19 protein-coding genes are annotated in these 22885 nt (G+C 48.4%); 16 read left to right on the top strand and 3 right to left on the bottom strand.

Going from position 1 to position 22885, the window contains the following annotated elements:
* Positions 1-122: 122 nt before the first annotated feature.
* From ACTJJS_RS09045 to ACTJJS_RS09115, 15 genes are all read left to right on the top strand, one after another.
* Complete coding sequence (locus ACTJJS_RS09045) at positions 123-1421, top strand: prolipoprotein diacylglyceryl transferase (RefSeq protein WP_440663402.1); 1299 nt, start codon at positions 123-125, stop codon at positions 1419-1421.
* 8 nt (positions 1422-1429) lie between these two features.
* Entirely contained in the window at positions 1430-1858 is a 429-nt protein-coding gene (locus tag ACTJJS_RS09050; protein ID WP_440663403.1) for a hemerythrin domain-containing protein, read from the top strand.
* Between the two features lie 182 nt (positions 1859-2040).
* On the top strand, positions 2041-2964 hold the full coding sequence (locus ACTJJS_RS09055; protein ID WP_440663404.1) for a DUF2167 domain-containing protein: 924 nt from the start codon (positions 2041-2043) through the stop codon (positions 2962-2964).
* Positions 2965-3432: 468 nt separating this feature from the next.
* The gene (locus ACTJJS_RS09060) at positions 3433-5910 is read left to right on the top strand and encodes an outer membrane beta-barrel protein (RefSeq protein WP_440663405.1); all 2478 of its coding nucleotides are present in this window, start codon (positions 3433-3435) and stop codon (positions 5908-5910) included.
* A 183-nt stretch (positions 5911-6093) separates the two neighbouring features.
* The gene (locus tag ACTJJS_RS09065; RefSeq protein ID WP_440663406.1) at positions 6094-8568 is read left to right on the top strand and encodes a TonB-dependent receptor domain-containing protein; all 2475 of its coding nucleotides are present in this window, start codon (positions 6094-6096) and stop codon (positions 8566-8568) included.
* 338 nt (positions 8569-8906) lie between these two features.
* Complete coding sequence (locus tag ACTJJS_RS09070) at positions 8907-9452, top strand: RNA polymerase sigma factor (RefSeq protein WP_168872620.1); 546 nt, start codon at positions 8907-8909, stop codon at positions 9450-9452.
* Positions 9452-10012 carry a hypothetical protein gene (locus ACTJJS_RS09075; protein ID WP_168872621.1) on the top strand — a complete coding sequence of 187 codons (561 nt, stop codon included), beginning with the start codon at positions 9452-9454 and terminating at the stop codon, positions 10010-10012. Before ACTJJS_RS09070 ends, ACTJJS_RS09075 begins: the two co-directional genes overlap by 1 nt.
* On the top strand, positions 9996-11078 hold the full coding sequence (locus ACTJJS_RS09080; protein WP_440663407.1) for a hypothetical protein: 1083 nt from the start codon (positions 9996-9998) through the stop codon (positions 11076-11078). Before ACTJJS_RS09075 ends, ACTJJS_RS09080 begins: the two co-directional genes overlap by 17 nt.
* Before the next feature lie 76 nt (positions 11079-11154).
* Positions 11155-11889: a head GIN domain-containing protein gene (locus ACTJJS_RS09085; RefSeq protein ID WP_440663408.1), complete on the top strand. Its 735-nt coding sequence runs from the start codon at positions 11155-11157 to the stop codon at positions 11887-11889.
* A gap of 97 nt (positions 11890-11986) precedes the next feature.
* Entirely contained in the window at positions 11987-12478 is a 492-nt protein-coding gene (locus tag ACTJJS_RS09090) for a YajQ family cyclic di-GMP-binding protein (protein WP_168872624.1), read from the top strand.
* A gap of 74 nt (positions 12479-12552) precedes the next feature.
* The gene (locus ACTJJS_RS09095; RefSeq protein WP_168805214.1) at positions 12553-12804 is read left to right on the top strand and encodes a type B 50S ribosomal protein L31; all 252 of its coding nucleotides are present in this window, start codon (positions 12553-12555) and stop codon (positions 12802-12804) included.
* Between the two features lie 69 nt (positions 12805-12873).
* Positions 12874-14055 carry a putative sugar nucleotidyl transferase gene (locus ACTJJS_RS09100; protein WP_440663409.1) on the top strand — a complete coding sequence of 394 codons (1182 nt, stop codon included), beginning with the start codon at positions 12874-12876 and terminating at the stop codon, positions 14053-14055.
* Between the two features lie 18 nt (positions 14056-14073).
* Positions 14074-14835, top strand: a complete 762-nt coding sequence (tpiA, locus tag ACTJJS_RS09105) for a triose-phosphate isomerase (protein WP_440663410.1) — start codon at positions 14074-14076, stop codon at positions 14833-14835.
* Between the two features lie 185 nt (positions 14836-15020).
* Positions 15021-15617 (top strand): 2'-5' RNA ligase family protein, encoded by a 597-nt coding sequence (locus ACTJJS_RS09110; protein WP_168872627.1) that lies wholly within the window; start codon positions 15021-15023, stop codon positions 15615-15617.
* Between the two features lie 417 nt (positions 15618-16034).
* A complete protein-coding gene (locus ACTJJS_RS09115) occupies positions 16035-16319 on the top strand; it encodes an acylphosphatase (protein ID WP_168872628.1) in 285 nt (94 codons plus the stop codon).
* A gap of 298 nt (positions 16320-16617) precedes the next feature.
* Here the strand turns inward: ACTJJS_RS09115 and ACTJJS_RS09120 are convergent, their stop codons facing one another.
* Positions 16618-18864 (bottom strand): M56 family metallopeptidase, encoded by a 2247-nt coding sequence (locus ACTJJS_RS09120; RefSeq protein ID WP_440663411.1) that lies wholly within the window; start codon positions 18862-18864, stop codon positions 16618-16620.
* A 21-nt stretch (positions 18865-18885) separates the two neighbouring features.
* A complete protein-coding gene (locus ACTJJS_RS09125; RefSeq protein WP_168872630.1) occupies positions 18886-19275 on the bottom strand; it encodes a BlaI/MecI/CopY family transcriptional regulator in 390 nt (129 codons plus the stop codon).
* Positions 19276-19644: 369 nt separating this feature from the next.
* Here ACTJJS_RS09125 and ACTJJS_RS09130 point away from each other — a divergent pair, with 369 nt between their 5' ends.
* On the top strand, positions 19645-22020 hold the full coding sequence (locus ACTJJS_RS09130; protein ID WP_440663412.1) for an ABC transporter permease: 2376 nt from the start codon (positions 19645-19647) through the stop codon (positions 22018-22020).
* Here the strand turns inward: ACTJJS_RS09130 and ACTJJS_RS09135 are convergent.
* Positions 22006-22863, bottom strand: coding sequence for a sterol desaturase family protein (locus ACTJJS_RS09135; RefSeq protein WP_168872632.1), 858 nt, complete (start codon positions 22861-22863; stop codon positions 22006-22008). The two genes, ACTJJS_RS09130 and ACTJJS_RS09135, sit on opposite strands and share 15 nt — an antisense overlap.
* Between the last annotated feature and the right edge of the window lie 22 nt (positions 22864-22885).

A 22885-nucleotide genomic window follows, 5' to 3' on the forward strand; every position in this document is an offset into this window, starting at 1 on the left:
TAATTCCGGAATTCCAATTCAGAATTTCGAAATTACATCGTACTTTGGTGGTTTGATTTTCCTTGTTGACTAATTCGGCTTTGTTCATAGGAAAATTCAGATCACCAATTTTTTTTTGGGCTATGTATCCTAATTTATATTACGCTTTCAGAGACCTGTTCGGTATAGAGATTCCTGTTTTTAAAATCCTTCAGACATTTGGTTTTTTTGTGGCCGTTGCTTTCCTGGCAGGGGCTTATGTACTGACAAAAGAATTGAAGCGCCGAGAACAGCTGGGCTGGCTGAAACCTGTTTCCCAGACTGTACTGACGGGCGGTCCGGCCACTACCGGCGAATATATCAGCAATGGCATCCTCGGGTTCCTGCTGGGCTGGAAAGGTCTTGGACTGATACTCAACTGGGATAAAGCGTCCCAGAATTTTCAGGGTTTTATCCTCTCTGCTGAAGGCAGCTTTCTCGGCGGCCTCGCCGTGGCAGCGATACTGGTCTTCCTCAAATACAACAGCACCAAAAAACTGAAAGGAACAGCACCCAAAAAAGAAACCGTGAGCGTATGGCCTCATCAGCGTGTGCCGGACATTATCGTAATGGCAGCTATCGCGGGACTGCTGGGCGCTAAAGTGTTTCATAACCTGGAGAACTGGAACGATTTTGTTCAGGACCCCATTGGCGCGTTGCTCTCGTTCAGCGGCCTTACCTTCTATGGTGGCCTGATAGTGGCCACGGTCGTGATTCTGCGATATGCCCGCAAAAAACAGATCAGCATTAAACACCTGATAGACAGTGCAGCGCCGGCCCTTATGCTGGCTTATGCCATCGGCAGGATGGGATGCCAGTTTGCCGGTGACGGTGACTGGGGCATCTACAACAGCGCCTATATCACCGATACAACCGGTCATGTGGTGCAGGTACAACCTGCTGAATTCAGCAATGCTGTTCAGCGGAATATTGCATTCTTCCAACAACAATACAGCGATACTGCTCATATTCCCCACGCGGCTTTTGCCAAACCCGCAGCGCTCAGTTTCCTGCCTGACTGGTTTTTTGCCTCCGGTTATGCCCATAATGTGGTCAATGAAGGAGTGCCAATGCCAGGTTGCGACGGTCCCTACTGCCGCGTACTGCCCGTTGGCGTATACCCCACACCGTTATATGAGATACTGGCCTGCCTGCTGCTTACCGGCGTGCTCTGGGCTATCCGTAAGAAAATTACCATACCCGGTGTGATCTTCGGGATATATCTTGTACTGAATGGCCTGGAACGTTTCTTCGTGGAAAAAATCCGCGTCAATACGAAGTACAACATTTTTGGCTTTCATCCCACACAAGCGGAAATCATCTCTTTTCTGATGATTGTCGGAGGTATTATCTGGATATGGTGCTGCCGTAAAAAAAATGCAGCTGTCGCTACAGCTTCCTGATATAGCATATGCAACGTCATTCAGCACTAATACCCTTATCGCATGAGCATAAGCGGCTGTTATTTGTATGCCGCTATCTGAAAAGAGATGCGGCGCCCTATGAAGGTTTTCCGCTGGAAACACAGGCCCGGTTTGAATATATGGTGAAGGTGTTCCAGGAACTGATGGTGCCGCACATTCAGAAAGAAGAATACCTCTTTGAGAAATGCAGCGGCCACGATCCCCGGGTGGACGCCCTCATCGCAGAGCTGCAGGCAGAACACCGGCTGATCTCCGGCATGTACAGCGCTATTACAGAAAGTACCAGCCTGGAAGAAGACATGGACAGAATAGCGGTCAGCCTGGAAGCGCATATACGCAAAGAGGAAAGGGTGTTTTTTGAACTGGTCCAGGACGTACTGCCCCATATGCTGGAAAATATCCGGTGGGATAACTAAAAGTTTTCTATCTTGCTTATACGAACAATGAGTAGTTTCCGTTGCTGGCACTGCCATCGCGGAAAACAGACCCTGTACCTGTGCACCTTGGTAGCAGTTATTTGTAGTAGTTTTATCCCTATCGTACCAGAACCTTGCATTATCCATTTTTTGTTGAGCTGACAAACCATCCAATCGGTTTTATGCGAAAGGTTTTTGCATATTGTATAATCACTTGTCTGGTCGTCGCCTCCAGGGCTTTTGCCGGTGTAGGGGAAGATGGCCTGGACCGTTATGACCTGCTCGGTCCGGAAGACCGGCTCACGGCATCTTTTACTTATCTCGAAGGAAAGGTGGTGCTGAACAATGGTGCGGTGCTGTCTGTGCCGGACGGGTATCGTTTTCTCAACGCGGTACAGGGCCGGACATTGGTAGAACGCCTTTGGGGGAACCCGCAGAACCCGGGATTCCTGGGCCTGTTGCTGCCTAAACCCGGCAGCCGGACAGCAAACGATCTCTTTGGTATCGAAATATCGATGGATGAATCTGGATACCTGAGTCAATCCGAAGCGCGGCAGCTTAACTACAATGTACTGATGCAAAAAATGCAACAGCGCCTGGCACAGGATAACAACTGGCGCAGCAGAAGGGGACTTAATGCGGTTACGGACATGCATTGGGCCTTACCGCCTGTTTACCATGAATCTGATAATACCCTGCAACTGGCCCGTATCCTGCAATTGGGCAAAAATACCGCCGTTCTTAATTATGAACTGAGAATTCTTACCCGCACCGGCGCGTTGTGCCTGACTGCTGTGGCACCTATCGGTCAGCTGGAACAGTTGCAGGCGCTGATGCCGGCGATGGGAGCCCGGGTGCACCTGGCGGTAGGGCAGCGTTATCTGGATTTCAATCCCCATACCGACCGGCTGGCCGCGTGGACGGAAAAGATGCGCAGAATGGGAGAGATCCTTGATGCCCATCATTTCTTTCAGGGGCTGCTTAATACGTGGCTGTTCGTAGCGGTGTCCCTGTTGATGGTTTTGTTTATATATATAATGCAATACATCCATCGCCGCCGAGAAATGCCTAAGCAGCTTTTCCGGGTGGATGAGCGATTGAATTGAAATTCCCACTGCTATAAACTTCCCTTTTAAGAAAATTTCCTGCTTTTGCTTTCTCTTTTTGTTTTCCCTTAGGGAGATGCCTGCCGCACCTTTTGCCCTTTCCGATATGCTTGTGTTTGCTATTTGCGCCGTTCTTCCGGCCTTTTTAACCGCTTGTACCCCTAATAGACCTTCGGCACTTCCCTGGTTTCCGGGCTGAAACATTTCCTTTTCCGGGTCGTCTTCTTATTGTTCCTGTCACTTATTACCGCTCGTCCCTGTTTACAGACCGTTCGTGTAAAGATTTGGTACTATGTATTGCATGGTACATACCTTTACAATGTAGTTGATGAGCTACTGTAGTTGATAAACTACTGTAGTATATTAACCAAGGTTCTTTAAGAAGGAATTCATGAGAAAACCGACTGAACAGTAACCAGGAACGATCTAAAATCTAAAAAACCAAAAAAATTCTAAATCTGCCCTTATATGAGATCAATTTTGACAGCGTTTGCATTAACAGCAGGAATGATAAGCGCCACGTTAACTTCCCAGGCACAAAACGGACCTAAAATAGCCGGTAAAGTCATCCGCACCGGCGACCAACCTGTAGAATTTGCCACCGTAACCCTCTTAAAGGCTGGCGACTCCTCTCTTGTAAAAGGAGCTATTGCAGACATCAATGGCAAATATGAATTTGAACAGATAAAGCAAGGTAAATACCTGATCGCGGCAGCAGCAGTAGGGATGAACAAAGCATACAGCAAGCCCTTTGAAGTGGGCACCACCGGCGTGACCGTCCCCGCTCTGGCCATGGATGCCGCTTCCAAAAGCCTGAAAGCAGTGGATGTTACCGCCCGCAAGCCTTTCGTTGAACAGAAAGCCGATAAAATGGTGGTGAACGTAGAAAGCAGCATCACCGCGGCCGGCGGCAATGCTATGGAAGTACTGGAGAAATCACCCACTATCAACGTAGATAAAGACGGTAACATCTCCATGAAGGGAAAAGGCGGTGTTATCATTATGATCGATGGTAAACCGACCAATATGTCTTCCCAGGAAGTGACAGAACTGCTGAAAAGCATGCCTGCTTCCAACGTAGAACAAATAGAACTGATTGCCAATCCTTCCGCCAAATACGATGCTGCCGGCAATGCGGGCATCATCAACCTGAAACTGAAAAAGAACAAGAACTACGGCACCAACGGTAACGTGAGCCTGGCAGTGGCACAGGGTCTCAGGCCCCGTGGTAACGGTGGCATCAACCTAAACCACCGTAACGAAAAAGTGAACCTGTTCGGTTCCTATAACTACAGCCACCGTGAATCAGAACAAAACCTGGACGTGTACCGTACCATGACCAACAACGGCCATTACCAGGTATTTGACCAGAATAATAGCGACAGGTATAAATCAGATTACCATGCTGCCAAAGTGGGATTGGATTATTTCATCTCCAAAAACCATACAATCGGCGTGATGGCAGACCTGGCACGCCGCGACCGTAACAATCCGACTCAAGCCTTCACCAAAATAGGTAATGGTTCCATCATCGATTCTATGCTGCGTACTAATTCCGCTGAAAACAGCAGATGGCAGCGTGGCGCTTACAACGTGAACTATCGCGGTATCCTGGATTCTACCGGTAAAGAATTGAACATTGACCTGGACTATGCCCGCAACACCAACAAACAAACATCATCCATCTTTGCGGTGAGCCGCGATGGCGCTGACAAAGGCATACTGGGCAGCGATACCTCCCGCAACAATCAGCCTTCCAGCATTGAAATCAAAACTGCAAAAATAGATTACGTGCATCCATTGAAAGGCGGCGCCAAACTGGAAGCCGGTCTGAAAACCAGCTTCGTGACCACAGACAACGACGCCCGCTTTGATTCCCTGCGCGCAGGCAACTGGATAAAAGATGAAAACCGTTCCAATCACTTTATCTATAAAGAAAACATCAATGCCGCTTACGTGAATTTCAGCAAACAGTTCAAAAAAGTACACGTACAGGTAGGGCTGCGCGGAGAGCAAACCCACATCAATGGCTATTCTGAATCAACACAAAAAGAACAGCTTAAAATAGTGAAAAACGATTCCAGCTATTTCAACCTGTTCCCCAGCGCTGCATTGACTTATGAGCTCAACAAGAACAACACGTTCGGACTGACATACAGCCGTCGTATCCAGCGCCCGGATTATGAAGAGCTGAATCCGTTCGAGTCTTACCTCGACCGCTATACGAAACAAGCCGGTAACCCATACCTGCGGCCACAGTATTCCAACGCTTTTGAACTGACGCACACCTTCAAAGAGTTCCTGATCACCTCACTGGGTTATACCCATACCAAAGATATGATGACAAGAATCCTGGAAGCAGCGGTGGACCCTGCCAGCGGAGATACTTCAGCCATCCGTTACCGCTACCAGAACGTGGCAAAGGCGGACAACTTCAGCCTGAACGTGTCTGTACCTGTTCCCATCACCAAATGGTGGACATCCTTTACAACAGCATCTCTCTTATATAATATGTATGAAACAGTGGTAGACAAAAACAACGTGAAACTCTCTTCCTTCGGTTTCTTTGGCCGTACACAACAGACTTTCACCCTCGCTAAAAACACCACTGCGGAACTTACATTCCTTTATGTAGCGCCACAGGTACTGGAAGAAGGCCTGTTCAAAATGAAATCCATGTACTCCCTGGACCTGGGCTTACAACAGAAAGTAATGAAAGGTAAAGGAACGCTGAAACTGAGTGTGGCCGACATTTTCAATACGCAATACTTCCGTGGTTCATTTGACAATGCCGGCAGGACCACCGCGCTGGTCAGCAGAAACGATGTACGCCAGGTACGCCTTTCCTTCAACTACCGTTTCGGTAACAGCAACGTGAAAGCCGCCCGTACCCGTGAGACAGGCCTGGAAGCAGAACAGAACCGCGTTAAACAGGGAGGAAACTAAAGATGGTTTTTTAGATATATAAGGATGGAAAAACGCGGCCCTTTTCGCCGGGGGCTGCGTTTCTCTCCCACCTTAGAATAGCTGTTCGTCACAAAAAAGAGGAGTTTGGTGGAATTTAAAACAGGAAAAGCTGCCTTCCCGATAACTTGGACCAAAAATCAGAAAATTCTAATCTACCCTCGTATGAAATCAATTTTGACAGCGTTTGCATTAACAGCAGGAATGGTAAGCGCCGCATTCACTTCCCAGGCACAAAACGGACCTAAAGTGGCCGGTAAAGTTGTCCGCGCCGGCGAACAGCCTGTGGAATTCGCTACCATTACGCTTTTAAAAGCCGGCGACTCCTCCCTTGTAAAAGGTGCTATTGCAGATATCAACGGGAAATATGAATTTGAACAGATAAAACAAGGCAGGTACCTCATCGCGGCAGCAGCCGTAGGCATGAACAAAGCTTACAGCAAACCTTTTGAGCTGGGCGCTGCCGGCGTAACGGTCCCTGCGCTCTCCATGGAAGCTGCTTCCAAAAGCCTGAAAGCAGTAGACGTTACCGCCCGCAAGCCCTTTATAGAACAGAAAAACGATAGGATGGTGGTGAACGTGGAAAGCAGCATCACTGCCGCCGGCGGTACCGCCATGGAGGTACTGGAGAAATCACCGACCATCAACGTAGACAAGGACGGTAACATTTCCATGAAAGGAAAAGGCGGCGTAGTGATCATGATTGATGGCAAACCCACTAATATGACCTCACAGGATGTGGCAGAACTGCTGAAAAGCATGCCCGCGTCCAACCTGGAGCAAATAGAGCTTATCGCCAATCCTTCTGCTAAATACGATGCTGCCGGTAATGCCGGGATCATCAACCTGAAACTGAAAAAGAATAAAAACTACGGTACCAACGGCAATCTGAACCTTGGCGTATCCCAGGGGGAGAGAAGCCGCGCCAATGGCGGACTTAACCTGAACCATCGCAACGAAAAGGTAAACATCTTCGGTTCCTATAACTATAATCACCGGGATCAGAACCAGTGGCTGGGATTATACCGTACCATGACCAATGAAGGCCACTATCAGGTATTTGACCAGCAAACCAGCACGGACCAGAAATCTGATTATCAGGCAGGCAAACTGGGCGTGGATTATTTCATCTCCAAAAATCATACACTTGGTGTAATGGCAGACCTGAGCCGCCGCGACCGGCTGATGCCCAGCGAGGCTGTGACCAGGATGGGCAACGGTAGCCGACTTGACTCTGTGCTGCATACCAATACCGAAGAAAATGCAAGATGGGACCGTGGTGCCTACAACCTGAACTACCGCGGTATTCTTGATTCTACCGGTAAAGAGTTGAACGTTGACCTGGACTATGCACGGATGACCCAGAAAGTCAACGCTTCCATTTTGGCCTTCACCCGCGACGGCGCTGACAAAGCGTTGCTTAACAGCGATACGTCCCGCAACGGCCAGCCTTCCAGCATCGATATTAAATCTGCAAAAATTGATTATGCGCACCCTTTGAAAGGCGGGGCCAAACTGGAAGCCGGCGCTAAAATCAGCTTCGTGACCACTGACAATGATGCCCGCTTCGACTCTCTGCGTACCGGCAACTGGATAAAAGATGAACGCCGCTCCAACCACTTTATTTATAAGGAGAACATCAACGCCGCTTATATCAACTTTAATAAGCAATTCAAAAAGGTATATGTACAGGTGGGACTTCGTGGCGAACAAACCCATATCAATGGTAACTCCACATTTACAAAAGACCAGCAGATGCAGGTGATCAAAAACGACTCCAGCTACTTCAACCTTTTTCCCAGCGCGGCTGTGAGTTATCAATTGAACAAGAACAATACCCTGGGCCTGACATACAGCCGCCGTATTCAGCGTCCGGATTACGAAGAGCTGAATCCGTTTGAGTTCTACCTGGACCGTTATACAAAAATAACCGGTAACCCGGGCCTGAAGCCGCAGTATTCCAACGCTTTTGAAGTTACGCATACATTTAAGTCGTTTCTGACTACATCATTGGCATATACGCATACAAAGGACATGATGACCAAGATCCTGGAAGCAGCGGTAGACCAGGCCAGCGGGGATACCACGGCTATACGTTATAGGTATCAGAACGTAGCCAGGGCGGATGTTTTCAACCTGAACATCTCTGCACCGGTGCCCGTCACCAAATGGTGGACGTCTTTCACCACGGTGTCCCTTACCTACAATATGTACGAAACCGTGATCGATAAAAACAACGTGAAGTTGTCATCAGTCGGTTTCTTTGGACGCACCCAACAGACTTTTACCCTTACAAAAGACCTGAGCGCAGAAGCTGTTTTCTTCTATGTTTCTCCACAGGTAGCTGATGAAGGGCTGTTCAAAATGAAAGCGATGTATGGCCTGGACCTCGGTGTGCAGCAGAAAGTGCTGAAAGGTAAAGGTTCTGTAAAGCTGGGCGTGACCGATGTTTTCAGGACGAGTTATTTCCGTGGCTATTTTGAGAACCTGGGCCGCACCACTTCTGTATCAAATACATGGGATTCGCGTCAGGTACGGCTTTCGTTCAACTATCGCTTCGGTAATAATAACGTGAAGGCCGCCCGTAACCGTCAAACCGGCCTGGAAGCAGAACAAAACCGTGTTAAAGGAGGAAACTAAAGATGGTTTTTTAGGTATATATAAGGATGGATAACGCGGCCCTTTTCGTCAGGGCTGCGTTTTTTACCCAGGTTGCCTGAAAATCGTGTTTCGTCACAAAAAAACAGGGTTTGGTGGATTTTAAAACCGAAAAAGCCGGCTTCCCGGTAATTTTATAAAAAATTTTTAAGAAGACATTATAGGTTTATATCTATATAAAATATTTATAATTAGATATTTAGATATGTTTTTCCCAAAGGGCTTTAGTATCAGTCGTAAAAAACCTCGAAAGAACGGCCTTAACGCGTGCAACCTTTTTTACAATCATTGTCTTTATAATGAAAGCATCAGCCAATAACTTGAATCAGACGCAAATAGACGGGAATGTAATAGACCGCTGCAAAAGAGGGGATGTTCGCGCATTTCGCGAACTGTATAATGCTTATGCGGCTGCCATGTACAACATCTGTTTGCGTATGACGGGTAATGTCAGTGATGCGGAAGACACCTTACAGGAGGCCTTCATACAGGTACACCGTAACATCGGCAAGCTGGAGCGCGAAGCGAGTGTGACAGCGTGGATTAAAAGGATAGTGGTCAACCACTGCCTGAATAATCTGAGAAAGAAAAAAGTGTACTTTGAAGAAGTGGAAGAAGTGGAAGTAGCAGAAGAAGTGGGTATAGACGAGGATTCCTTCACATGGACCGTGTCCGCTGTCAAATCAGCCATTCACGGGTTACCGCAGGGATATCGCACCGTACTGAATCTGTATCTGTTTGAAGACTACTCTCACCGTGAGATCGCCGACATGATGGGGATTACGGAATCTACCGTGAAAACCCAATACATGCGGGCAAAAGAGAAAGTAAGGCAAATTGTAAAACAGCAAAATCTTATTCGTTAATGCCGGAAAATTTTGAAAGTTTTATCCAACAGCACCGGGACGCGTTTGAGGAGCCCGGGCCCTCACCCAGAGTGTGGGACGCATTGGAAAGAGAGTTGGAGGGAGGCCGTAAAGGCAGAGTAGTTTCGCTGCTGGGCAAAAACTGGTTCAAAGCCGCCGTTATCGCAGTATTGCTGGTCAACGCCGCTGTACTGTTTTATATCGCCAGGCATAAACAACAGCAACAGCAGGACCTCGCTGTCGTGATACCGGAAATGCAGGATGCCAAAGTGTATTATTCCAACCGTATCAATGAAAAGCTGGAGCTCATCAACGCCTATCCGGCCAGTGAGCTGGGGCTGGACAGCGCCGCCAGACAAGAACTGCAGTTACGTAACGATACCTATAAAACACTGGAGAATGAGCTGAAAAACAATCCGGGCAACCAAAGAATCCGGGGCGCCATGATCCGTTATTACCAGCTCAAACTGGAGCTGCTTGACAAAATCCTCGAAGAGTTGCATGAAAAACACGCAGCTCCCACTACTCACACAAAAAAACAATATGAAGCTGAAATTTAGTTTGCTGTTATGCCTTGTATTGCCGCTGTTCACTTTTGCCACCAATGGTGACGTAACGTATAAAAAAACCATCCGTAAAGAATTTACCGTTAGCGCCGGCACGGCTTTCAGCCTGAGCAACAAATATGGGAAGGTGGTATTCCACATCTGGGGGAAGAATGAAATCAAAGCGGCCATTACCATTACCGGCTTTGGTAAAAATGACCAGGAAGCACAGGGAATCACCGAAAGCGTAAATATTGATGCCAATCAAAACGGTAACAACGTGTCCATCAATACTTCCTATAACCCATCCAAATCAGGCGGGTCCTGGTTTTCCTGGGGCAGTAAAAAAGATTCCAAAGACTACGTCAATATAGACTACGATGTGTTTATCCCTGAAAGCCTTGCCAGGCTCAAGGTAGAGAACAGCTTCGGAGATGTGGTGGCCGATAAATTCAATTTCCCGGCAGAACTGCAACTTAACTATTGTTCCTACGATATCCGTGATGCGGCCGACCTGCAGCTGAGACTTAATTACTGCGACAGGGGCCGTATCGGTAAAGCCAATAAAGTAGTGCTGAAGGGCAATTATTCCAACCTGAAGGCAGAGCAGCTGGACCTGTTGGACGTGAATTCCAACTACAGCAACTATACCGTTACCAACCTGGGAACGCTGAAGCTGGCCGCCAATTATGATGATTATAAGATTCAGCGGGTGGAGAAAGTCAACGGCCATGTAGCTTTTTCAGATACCAACATCGGTGACCTGGTGACTGACATCTCCATGAAGGTCACCTACGGAGACCTGAACATCAAGAAGATAGTGCCAGGATTTAAAGGAGCCGATCTGATACTGACGTTCTCCGACCTGAAATTAAACCTGCCACGCAGATTACCGCTGCAGCTGGATGTAGTGATGGTAAATGGCGATCTGAGCACCGGTGGCCTGGAACTGAAAAATGTCAATTCCAATAAAACGTCCAGCACCCTGATTTATAAAGCACAGTCAGGTGGTGGCAGCGAAGGATCGCCAGTCATTAAGATAAAAGGCACTAACTCGGACGCCAGCCTGAACGCCTATTGATCTCCGTCTTTACACATGTATTCACAACAAAGCCCATTCTAAAACCTGATTATAAATCATCTCTAAAAAAATCCACATGAAAACATTCTTTAAGTATGTAGTACCAGCCACCTTTTTAGTAGCACTCGTTGTGTCACTGGCTTCTTTCACCAATGTCCGCAATGAGCGCATCAGAGGCAATGGCCAAATGAAAACTGAAAGCCGGCCAGCCGGTAATTTTGATAAAATTTCCACTGGCGGTGTTTATAATATAGAACTGCAGCAAGGCAGCACTAACAGCATCCAGATAGAAGCAGAAGCGAACCTGTTGCCCTACATTGAAACCAACATTTCCGGCGGAGAGCTGGAAGTGACCACCCGCAGAGGCGTAAATATTGACCCGAGCAAAAAGATTACCGTGTATGTAACGATACAGCAGGTAAAAAGGCTGTCCGCCAGCGGCGCCTGCAGCTATACCGGTAAAGGCGTTATTAAATCAGACAACCTGAAGCTGGAATTCAGCGGCGCCACCCATGCTGACCTGAACCTGAATGCGAAAGACCTCGAAGTGGGCATGTCCGGAGCGAGCCGTGTTGATTTAAAAGGCAGTTGCGACAAGGTGGAATACAAAGCTTCCGGAGCAGCCAATATTGATGCGCTTGATTTTCAGACCCAGGAAGCAGCGGTAGGCATCTCTGGCAGCGGCGAAGCGAAAGTAGCCGTGGAGAAAAAACTGAACATCAGTGTGTCCGGTGTGGGCAAGGTAAGATATAAAGGAAATCCGACCGTTAACCAGACCGTTTCCGGTATGGGCAACGTGCGCCAAATATAATTTTTTTTAGATTTAGATTTATATATGTCGGGCAGGTAGTTCACTACCTGCTTTTTCTTTTCTATATTTGTCGTTCCAAGATAAAAAAAATTGAATTATGCCGTCCTTTGATATTGTTAGCAAAGTAGATTTACAGACACTGGATAATGCGGTTAACACTGTGAAAAAGGAGATCACCAACCGGTTTGATTTCAAAGGGTCACATGTGGTAATTGAACTGAACAAAAAAGACCTGGTACTGAACATAGAAGTAGACAGTGATATGAAGCTGGGGCAGGTGCTGGACGTGCTGATTTCACGTTCCATGCGTCAGGGGCTGGAAGCCACCATTTACGACCAGAGCAAGGAACCTTATCAGAGCGGAAAGGTATATAAGAAAGAAGTGCCCATCCGGAATGGTATCAAACAGGAAGACGCCAAAAAGATCGTGAAAATGATCAAAGATTCCGGATTAAAGGTACAGGCCGCCATTATGGACGATATTGTGCGGGTAACCGGCAAAAAAATAGATGATTTACAGGATGTTATACAGGCATGTAGGGAAGCCAATCTGGGTATACCGTTGCAGTATATTAATATGAAATCCTGATTTTTTTACAATAAACTTTGGGTGTTAAAGAAATTTAGTTACCTTTGCACCCTGTATTTACAATAATATTTGATATGAAACAGGGAATCCATCCGGAAAATTACAGATTTGTGGTATTTAAAGATATGTCAAACGGACACAGCTTTTTAAGCCGTTCCACTGCTCCTTCCAAAGAAACTGTAAAGTGGGAAGATGGCAATGAGTATCCGTTGATTAAGTTGGAAATTTCCAATACTTCTCACCCTTTCTATACTGGTAAGAATGTGTTGGTGGATACCGCAGGACGTATCGACAAATTCAACAAACGCTACGCTAAAAAAGCATAGTTGTTTGCAACAATATTTTTATAAAGAATCCCATCGGCTTATCGATGGGATTTTTTATTTTTAACCCCTATGGAGCGTCATTACATTCTTTTCGACACGCCCGAACGCGAACTGTTATACCCCTTTACGCATACGAGACCCATTGCAGCCTGCAGAGTAGGAATTCTTACCATACAGGAGAAGTGGGAGCATTGGCTGGGTACTGGTGTCAGTCATTTTACCGTACCTCATTTGCAGGAGAAGTTTCCGCTGCGTCGTGGAGATGAAGTCATGATGAACGTGCTGATCAACGGGCACCTGATGCCTGATGAGCAGCTGGTAGCGGCGATAACGGCTTTGGGGCCGGACGAGGAGTTATACAAGGATAATCACCTGGTGGCGAAGGTAATACAGGGCAGGGAAGTCCACCTGTTGCCCGCTGCCAACCGTAAAAATTATACAGGTCCGGTGACCGGTATTTTCAGGCCCTGGGATATTTTTTTGCAGAACGACCGTGCCATCCGGGAGGATTTTGTGCTGTTGACCAAAGGGCGCACTTCCGCGCCGCTACCGGAAGGCTGCCAGATATCGCATCCTGAAAATGTGTTCCTGGAGCCGGGGGCCATTGTGTATTGCAGCATCCTTAATGCTGCTACCGGTCCCATTTATATCGGCCGGGATGCGTTGATTATGGAGGGCTGTGCCATCAGGGGGCCACTGGCGATGGGAGAAGGGGCTGTCTTAAAGATGGGGGCCAAAGTATATGGGGCCACCACACTGGGGCCTTATAGTACCGGTGGCGGGGAAATTAAAAACAGCGTATTTTTCGGCTATTCCAATAAATCACATGATGGTTACGTAGGAGATGCGGTGATTGGCGAGTGGTGTAACCTCGGCGGTAATACTACCTGCTCCAATGTCAAAAACAATGCAGGCGTAGTGAAAGTGTGGGTAGAAGCAAAGCAGGAGACAGAGCCGGCAGGGCAGAAATGCGGCGTGATGATGGGCGACTACAGTCGTACCGGAATTAATACCATGCTGAACACCGGTACCGTGGTAGGGGTGTCCTGTAATATTTTCGGCGCCGGGTTTCCGCCAGCCTTCCTGCCTTCCTTTAGCTGGGGGCATCAGGTGGGGATGACCGGCTACCGTTTGCCCGAAGCCTTGCGGGACGCGGCCGCCTGGATGGGGTTCAAGGGCCGGCAGCTGGAAGAGGCGGACCGCAGGATACTGGAGGCTGTTTTCAGGGAAACAAACACACAACGACCATAAAACTTAATATCACAGTACATGAGAAAAAAAATTGTTGCAGGTAACTGGAAGATGAACCTTACACTGGCGCAGGGTGAGCAATTGATCAATGACATTCTGCAGACCGGCCTGAAACTGGCAGAAGGGCAGGAAGTGGTAGTGGCTACGCCTTTCCCGTACCTGACCAAGGCCAAGTCCCTGTTGAAGAACTACCCCGGCTTTTTTGTAGCGGCACAAAACTGCGCCAGCGAGAAATCCGGCGCTTATACCGGTGAAGTCTCCGCGGAAATGTTGCAGTCCGTGGGCGTGGATTACGTGATCATCGGTCACTCCGAAAGAAGGGAATACTTCCAGGAAAGCAATGCGATACTGGCTAAGAAAGTAGACCAGGCGCTGGCTGCCGGCATCAAGCCGATTTTCTGCTGCGGCGAGCCGCTGCAGATCCGTCAGGCTGAAACGCAGAATGCATTTGTAGCCAAACAACTGGAAGAAAGTCTCTTCCACCTGACAGCAGAGCAACTCAAAAACGTAGTGATCGCCTATGAGCCGATTTGGGCCATTGGCACGGGGCTGACTGCCAGCGCTGCGCAGGCGCAGGATATGCATGCCTTCATCCGTTCCCAGATTGCCAATAAATTTGGCCGTGAAGCAGCGCTTCATTTAACCATTCTGTATGGCGGCAGTGCCAAACCTGGCAATGCAGCTGAACTCTTTGCCAATCCTGATGTGGACGGCGGCCTGATTGGCGGTGCTTCCCTGGTGGCAAGTGATTTCGCCGCCATCATCCAACACTTGGGTTAGTATTTTTTAGCAAAATAAAAATGGAGCAGGGATAGGCCGAGAGGCTTATCCCTGCTTTGTTTGGTGGTATTGGAAGAGCTGGGTGCGTATTTTTTTAGTATAAAATGCTAAAAAAATTAGTATTTCAGAAAAAAGATTGTATATTTGTATTGTCATTCTAACAGTCAGTGTTAAAATATCAGGTTATGAATACGAATTATGAAACTTCGGAAGCGTTATTTGATTATTTGCTGGTAGTGAATCCGGATGTTGTGGTATCAAAAGATGTAAACCGTATACGGCAGTTTATCGCCACTTCTCTGGAGGATGCTGCGAGCATTACGTCTCCGGTATACATCCCTTTATTCAGGTCCGAGTTTCCGGCGCGTTTTGAAAATGACTTTATTGACATGGTGGAAGAGGTGGCCAAGCGTCAGTCAGGTTTTGCGATCTATACGTCGCGCCTGGAGGCGGTAAGGCATGCAGACGGGCGGCAGAGTATCTGTGTGAACGTTGCCAACCCCAAACCGTTGGTAGAGCTGCACAAAAGCATTATGCAGTGTTTTGATCTGAAGCCGCAGGCATTCAAGCCGGGCATGACGATCGCGCGCGGGCTGGATGAAACTGCCATTGGTAAAGTACTGCCGGCTTTAACGCAGCGGTTGTTTGTGCGGAGTTTTAACTGCCATTGTTTTACCCTGTTGAAACGGCCGGTAACCGGTGGCAAATACCAGCGTGTGAGAGATATTGTGTTTGGAGACATTGAGCATATGACAGGATCATTGTTCAATTATGCTGCTTAGCAGATTGGACTTTTTATATATCATTGTCTGAATCGGGAAGAGCCGGATTGGAGATGCATTGGATGAAAATTGAACGGACTGTATCATGAATACCCATAACGGTAAGGCTTTCAGCCTATTATTTTGTGACCCCTGTTTCTTCAATTTTCATCTGTAGTTTGTTTCCCTCAAGTTAACCATTCTCAGTCTTTCCTTAAATGTGTGGCTGCTGTCATGGCATGTTCCGGTGGCACCGGTGAAGGGCGAACATCATCGAATCTGCTTTGGAGAATTGGATGTCCTGCTGCCGGACAAATCTATTTCAGCGCCCCGGGATTAATCGTTACATTCGTTCGACCATACAACCTATATGGCCAATGGATCATACTGTTCCGTATTCATCCTGATTCAGACATTTTTGAGATAACCATTGACGTTATGACAACCAAATCAATCGTACACAAAGAGATCATCGTGAAAGGCCGGGTGCAGGGCGTGGGTTACCGGGCTAATGCGAAACATATGGCGGACTTGCTGGGAGTGCAGGGGCAGATCAGAAACATGCCCGATAAAGCCGTATGGATTTTAGCAGAAGCAGAAGAACCGGTAATGGAGCAGTTTCTGTCCTGGTGCCGTAAAGGGCCGGCCATGGCTAAAGTAACAGAGATGGAGATCAGTGTGGGGCCTGTACAGCATGTTTCCGGGTTTACTATTCTCCACTAATGTAGTAGTTGTTTTCACTCATTCGTAATTCACAATTCACAATTCACAATTCGTAATTCGTAATTCGTAATTCGTAATTCTTATTGGGGTTACTATCCTTCTATATATACCTGGTTAAATAACAGGTTCTGGTGTTCCTTTCCTATGCCTGGACTACCGCTTTCCCCTATTGGGTGGTAGTCCTGAAATAAAGAAAAGCGCAAAGAATACGACGGGCCGCTGACGCAACTCCAGCCGTATCATTCTTTGCGCTTTTTCCATGATGATGAAGAACGATTGTTTTCCTTATATGGGACGATTAATCTTCGACGCTGATATTAAGATTGCCGGGTTCGGCCTGCCGGATATAGGTCCGTTTGTTTTGCAGGTATTGACCATATTTTTCAGCAACATTGTCGGGTTGTTTGGTGCCGTTGATATACAGGCCGTTTCCATTTTTTTCGATGGTGAAGGAATGCTGGCTGTCAATCAGTTTATCATCCGCCATTTTGCTGATCAGTTCGTGATATTTTTTAGAGGAAGTATTGGCCTTTTCGCGGGCAACGTCAGCTCTTTCACGGGCTCTGTCGGCCTGCTGCCGGGCTTTGTCCGCTTCACGGAACATCATGTCCCGTTGTTCGTCCATGTGTTTGCGCATCTGCATTTGTCTGGAAACAGAAGAGTCGCGCATCACCTGCATTTGTTTGAACACTAAAGAAGAGTCGCGCATTACTTGCATTCGCTGCTTATTAGCTGCGAGCGCTTTTTCACGTGTATAGTGCATTTCCTTCAGTTGATGTGCTCTGTCGGCTTCCATTTTTTTGCGGTTGCTTTCCCATTCCTTGCGGAATTTTTCGCTTTGTTTTCTGAATTCCTTACTGTTCGATTTCCATTCTTCGTTATTAAAATCGAATTTGAAATTCATACTGTTTTTTATGTCCTGCTGCATCTGTGACCAGTCGATGTTTTTCAGCGCTTCTCTGGCGGCTTCCTGAGCAGCCTGTGATTCTTCTGCGATGGCTTTCCAGTCGATTTTGTCTGTTGCGGCCTGTGCTTCTGCCTGGATTTTTTTGATATCTACTTCTTTCAGGCGCTGCATTGCTTTTTCGACAGATTGTTGTGCTTCATCCAATTTTTTCCTGGCGGCTTCCGCTCTGCGTGAATAACGTTCCGGTGTGGAATCGGACAGTGGGCCCATAGGAGCCATCGGGGCCATCGGGGCCATCGGGGCCATTGGTGGCATCGGAGGCAATGGAGGTACCGGTGTTGAAGGGGAGTATAGCACTTTTCCTTTGCTGTTCATCACGATGACATTTTGTGGTGTCTGTACATTGACCGGGATGGGGATCTCCGGAGCGTCCGGTGGCTCAGGCGCATCCGGAATTTCGTCTGCAGAAGGCGGTGTAGCCGGTGGGGAGACCTGCTTCGGCGCCGCTGGCGGTGGCGGAGGCGGAGTGGGTGGCATTGGCGGTTCGGGAATGGTATCTGCAACGACAGTGCTTTCCGGATTTTTGTTGCCGGCATCTTTTCCTTTGGCCGGGTTGAGCCATGCGATAGACACCAAGGCGGTAGCAATGATGAGGACTGCTAATAATTTTTGACTATAGTTAAGATGTTTTGTTTTCATCTCCATAATTCTTTTGATGCGGTGAAACAGATGTTGTTTGTCATCTGCAGCAGCCATGGCCATCGGGTTGGAAGTTAACCGGTACGTTTCCAGCGCCATCAGGGCTTTGGCATAATGCAGTGGTTGGACGGTACCCGCGATCACGAGGTCGTCGCAACAGTGTTCCCTTTCCTGGCGGATGATACGGGAAATCAGCCATACGAAAGGATTGAAGAAGAGGATCGTCTCTACAATGGATTGGAAGATATTCAACAGATAATCATTGCGTTTGACGTGTGCCAGTTCATGCAGCAAAATGGCTTCCAGCTGCTCTTCCGATAAATTATTGACCATCGCGATGGGCAATAGCACCACGGGTTTCAGGAATCCCAGCATCACTGGTACTTGCACATAACGTGACACCAGCAGCTTTACCGGGCGGGATAATTTCAGTTGGCCCATCAGCCGGCGCAGGTGTTTTTCCCAGGTTTCGCCCATGGGCTCTACCATCGTGGTACGAATGTGATGCAATTGTACAAGGTCGGATGTGAATTTGATCGTCATGAGCAGCATGCCGGCCAGGTACAAGGTGACAAGTATAGGGAAACAGAGTTCCAGGCTGGGAAACAGCGCTACCATCTCCCGCTGGCCCGCGTAAGCGGCCACCGGTTGTAGCGCAGGTACGGCCATATCCGCTGCGCCGGCAGGATGGTATTGTACCAGCAGTTGCCGTGCCGCTGAAATGGTATGCCATTGCTGGTAAAAAGTGATGAGGAACCAGGTGAATATACCGGAAAGCGCAAAAAACGACAGGTTGTATTTAATCCGGGCGCTGGCCATGGGCCATAGTTTCAGCACTACCCTCAGGCAGGCATATACGAAAAAGGACTGCCATAGGGCATGGAGTATGCTCCAGCCAAGCGCGCGCACCAGATCGCCGGTAATAGGTAATAAGTTCATAGTAGTATCCGTTTTTACCTGTTATCGCTTTTGTTGTTTTTCTATTTCCGCTAAATATTCCCTGATTTTTTCCAGTTCCGCGTCAGAGGAACGGTGCTGGCCCAATGCCTGCATGACCAGGCTGGTGGCCGATCCGCCAAAGACGGTGTCTATCATTTTATTCAACAGCTGTTGCCGCGTTTTTTCCTGGGAAACAGCCGCTTTATACACATGGGTCTTACTACTGGTATCTCGTTCCAGCAGGTCCTTGTCATGCATGATCTGCATCAGCTTCAGCGTAGTGGTATAGCCGGCATCTTTAGTGGCAGAGAGGATGTCATGCACCTCCCGTACGGTGCAGGGGCCCTTCTCCCAAAGAATGCTGAGTATCTCCAGTTCACTTTCCGTCGGCTTTATTTGTTTCACAGTCATGATGTTTTATCAAGGATGATTATTGTTGTACGAATATCTTCGTAGCTAATGTACGATTGTTTTCGTAAATGCAAAATAATTTATCCGGGAAAGTGATCAGGGTGATAAAAAGCGGATGAGCGGAAAGCACCAGGAAAAAGGACATACTCCTGGCTTTAGCCTTGTCGCATCAAGTCAGTGCTGCTATAGATTGCTTCCAGCCGGCATGTTGGGATAACCACAGAGATACGCGCTGCCATTGAAAGCGGACAAAAAATAGTCTGATAACGGACAAAGTATATTATTTTTAATATGTAAATATTTGAGAAATATAATGAAGGTATATTGGCATTTTCTTCGTGGCACTGCGGCTACGCAAATTACCACAGCATGATCCGTAACTACCTGAAAATTGCTATCCGCCATTTTACACAGCATAAACTGTATGCCGGGCTTAATGTTGTTGGCCTGGCCACCGGAATGGCCGTAGCATTGACAATTGGATTATGGGTATGGGATGAATGGTCTTTTGACCACTACCATATCCATCACGACCGTCTCGCCAGGGTGATGAGCACGCAATTGGACAATGGGGCACTGGTGACAGGCAACGGCGTGTGTATTCCGCTGGCGGACGAATTGCGGAACAAATATGGCGCGGACTTTAAAAAGGTGGCCGTCGTTTTCCCCACTTACAGTCATGTGCTGGCCAATGGCGAAACGAAAGTTTCTGCCGTTGGAAGGTGGGCGCAGCCTGATCTGCCGGCCATGTTATCATTGCGTATGGTCGCAGGCCGGCAGGACGCCTTGAACGACCCTTCGGCCGTATTGCTGTCCCGGTCGGTGGCACGGGCATTGTTCGGGCCGGCTGATCCTGTAAATCAGCTGCTGCGCATGGACAACCGCATGGACCTGAAAGTGGCCGGCGTATATGAAGACCTTCCTGAAAACACTACTTTCCATGACACCCAAATACTGCTGCCGTGGGGAAAAGCGCTGCGGGAGCTCGTTTGGCTGCAGGAAGCCACGACAGACTGGACTACTCATCACTGGGAACTGATCGTGGAATTGAACGATCATGCGAAGCCTGCTGTGGTATCAGGCAAAATCAAGGACCTCGTGCAAGCGCATATTAACGCAGGAAAGGAGGACATCTTCCTGCAACCGATGAATCAATGGCATTTGTACAATGAATTCCGGGATGGCGTCAATACAGGCGGCCGCATCGGCACCGTGAAGTTAATGGCCACTATTGGCCTGTTTGTCTTACTGCTGGCCGTCATTAATTTTATGAACCTTGCTACAGCACGCAGCGAACAGCGGGCCAAAGAGGTGGGGCTGCGAAAGGCAATCGGTTCCTACAGGAGCCAGCTGATAGGGCAATTCCTGACAGAGTCCATAGTGGTGGCCTTTATGGCCATGATATTGAGTTTGCTGATGGTACAGTGTTCCTTGTTTTTCTTTAACAGCCTGGCTGATAAACAGATGGTGCTGCCCTGGGACAACATGCCTTTCTGGCTGGCGACAGTATTATTCACCTTGTTCGTGGGCCTGCTGGCGGGAAGTTATCCGGCGTTTTACCTTTCCCGTTTTGAGCCGGTAAAGGTACTGAAAGGGACCATCGCCGCCGGCAAAGCCGCATGGTTGCCACGCCAGACGCTGATAGTGCTGCAGTTCACTGTGTCTGTTACATTGATCATTGGCACGCTGGTGGTTTTCCGTCAGCTGCAACATGCGCGCAACCGGCCGGCCGGTTATGCCAGGGAAGGACTTATCACGCTTGGTGTCAATACACCGCAATTATACCAGGCTGATTATAACACACTGCGCCGCGATCTTATGGAAACGGGCGCTGTGGCTGATATGGCCTATTCCGCCGCTGTCACCACGGAGGCGCCCGAAAGTGACAAGAGCTTCAACTGGAAGGGAAAAGATCCCAATATTGTTCTGCAATTGAAAATAGTGGCCGTCTCTCACGATTACGGACATACGATCGGATGGAAGATCAGGCAGGGGCGTGATTTTTCACGGGACTATGCGGCCGATACCGGCACATTGATTCTCAACGAAGCGGCTGTACGCCTGATGGGATTTCGCGATCCGGTGGGAGAAATCGTGACCTATGGCGATGCGCCTTGCCGCGTGATCGGCGTGGCCGCTGATATGATCATGGAATCGCCATACCAGCGAGTGGCGCCGATGATTTTCCGGCTGGATTACAAATGGTACAACTTCATTACTGTCCGCATTAAGCCGGAAATGCCGGTGGTAGCTGCGCTGGACAGGATCGGCAAAGTATTTCGGCGATACAACCCGGCAGCGCCTTTTGAATACAAATTTGTAGATGAGGTATATGCCCGCAAATTCTCTGATGAACAGCGCCTGGGCCGTCTGGCTGCGGTATTTGCCGTGTTGGCGATATTTATTTCATGTCTCGGCTTATTCGGCTTATCGGCTTTTGTGGTGTCTCAACGCACCAAAGAAATTGGTATCCGCAAGGTATTGGGCGCTTCTGAACTGAACCTGTGGGCGCTGCTGACAGCGGATTTTGTTCGCCTGATGGTATTGTCGGTGCTGATAGCGGTGCCATTGGGGTATTACAGTATGCACTACTGGTTGCAGCAATATGCTTACCGTACCAGCCTCGCCTGGTGGATATTCCTGCTGGCAGGCGGCACGGCGTTAACAGTTGCTTTGCTGACGGTGAGTTTCCAGAGCATCAAAGCAGCCCGTATGAATCCCGGCAGGAGTTTATCGGCCTCTTAACTGTTTGGTGGTTTGCCGGCTGCCATCGGGGCTCCAGCCCGGTGCGTCCAGCAGGTAGTGCCACGCTTCGCGGAGCGATCGTGCCCGCCGCAGGTCGCGCCAGATATCTATCCATTCATGGGTGGCGATACGGAAAGGATTGTAGGTATGGATATTTTTGGTAAGGCCATACATAGGCCGCTGCTTTTCCGGCGTAAAAGTGCCGAACATACGGTCCCAGATAATGAGCATCCCGCCGTGATTACGGTCCAGATAGTCAAGGTCCGACCCATGATGCACGCGGTGATGGGAAGGCGTATTGAAAATAAACTCTATTGGGCGCGGCAGTTTGTTGATCACCTCTGTATGTATCCAGAACTGGTAAATCAGACTGATGGCCTGCATGCTTAATACCATGATGGGATGGAAGCCCACCAGTGGCATCCATAGCCAGAAAAGGAAAGTGCCGGTGAGATTGCCGGTCCAGTTCTGGCGCAGCGCGGTGGCCAGCGTGTATTTTTGGGAGGAGTGATGAATAACATGGGAGGCCCAGAAAAAGCGGACGGTATGACTGCTGCGATGAAACCAGTAGTAGCTGAAATCATCTGCAAAAAAACACAATACCCAGGCCCACCAGGTGAACCCCAGGGTAAAGAACCGGTATTGGTAAATAAAGAGATAAATGCCGAGGATAACGCCTTTGGTAAACAGGCCGATGAAAACATTGCCCAGCCCCATGGCAATGCTGCTGAGGGCGTCTTTGGGCTCATAGAGGTTCCGGTGGTCTATCGTGGTAATGGTGATCTCCAGCAGTATCAACAGCACAAAGCCGGGAATGGCATACATAATCAGGTTAGGAGGCATAAAAAGAAATTTGGCTATCCAG

Source organism: Chitinophaga sp. 22308 (assembly GCF_052045305.1).
In the GTDB taxonomy this organism is placed as follows: Bacteria; Bacteroidota; Bacteroidia; order Chitinophagales; family Chitinophagaceae; genus Chitinophaga; species Chitinophaga varians_A.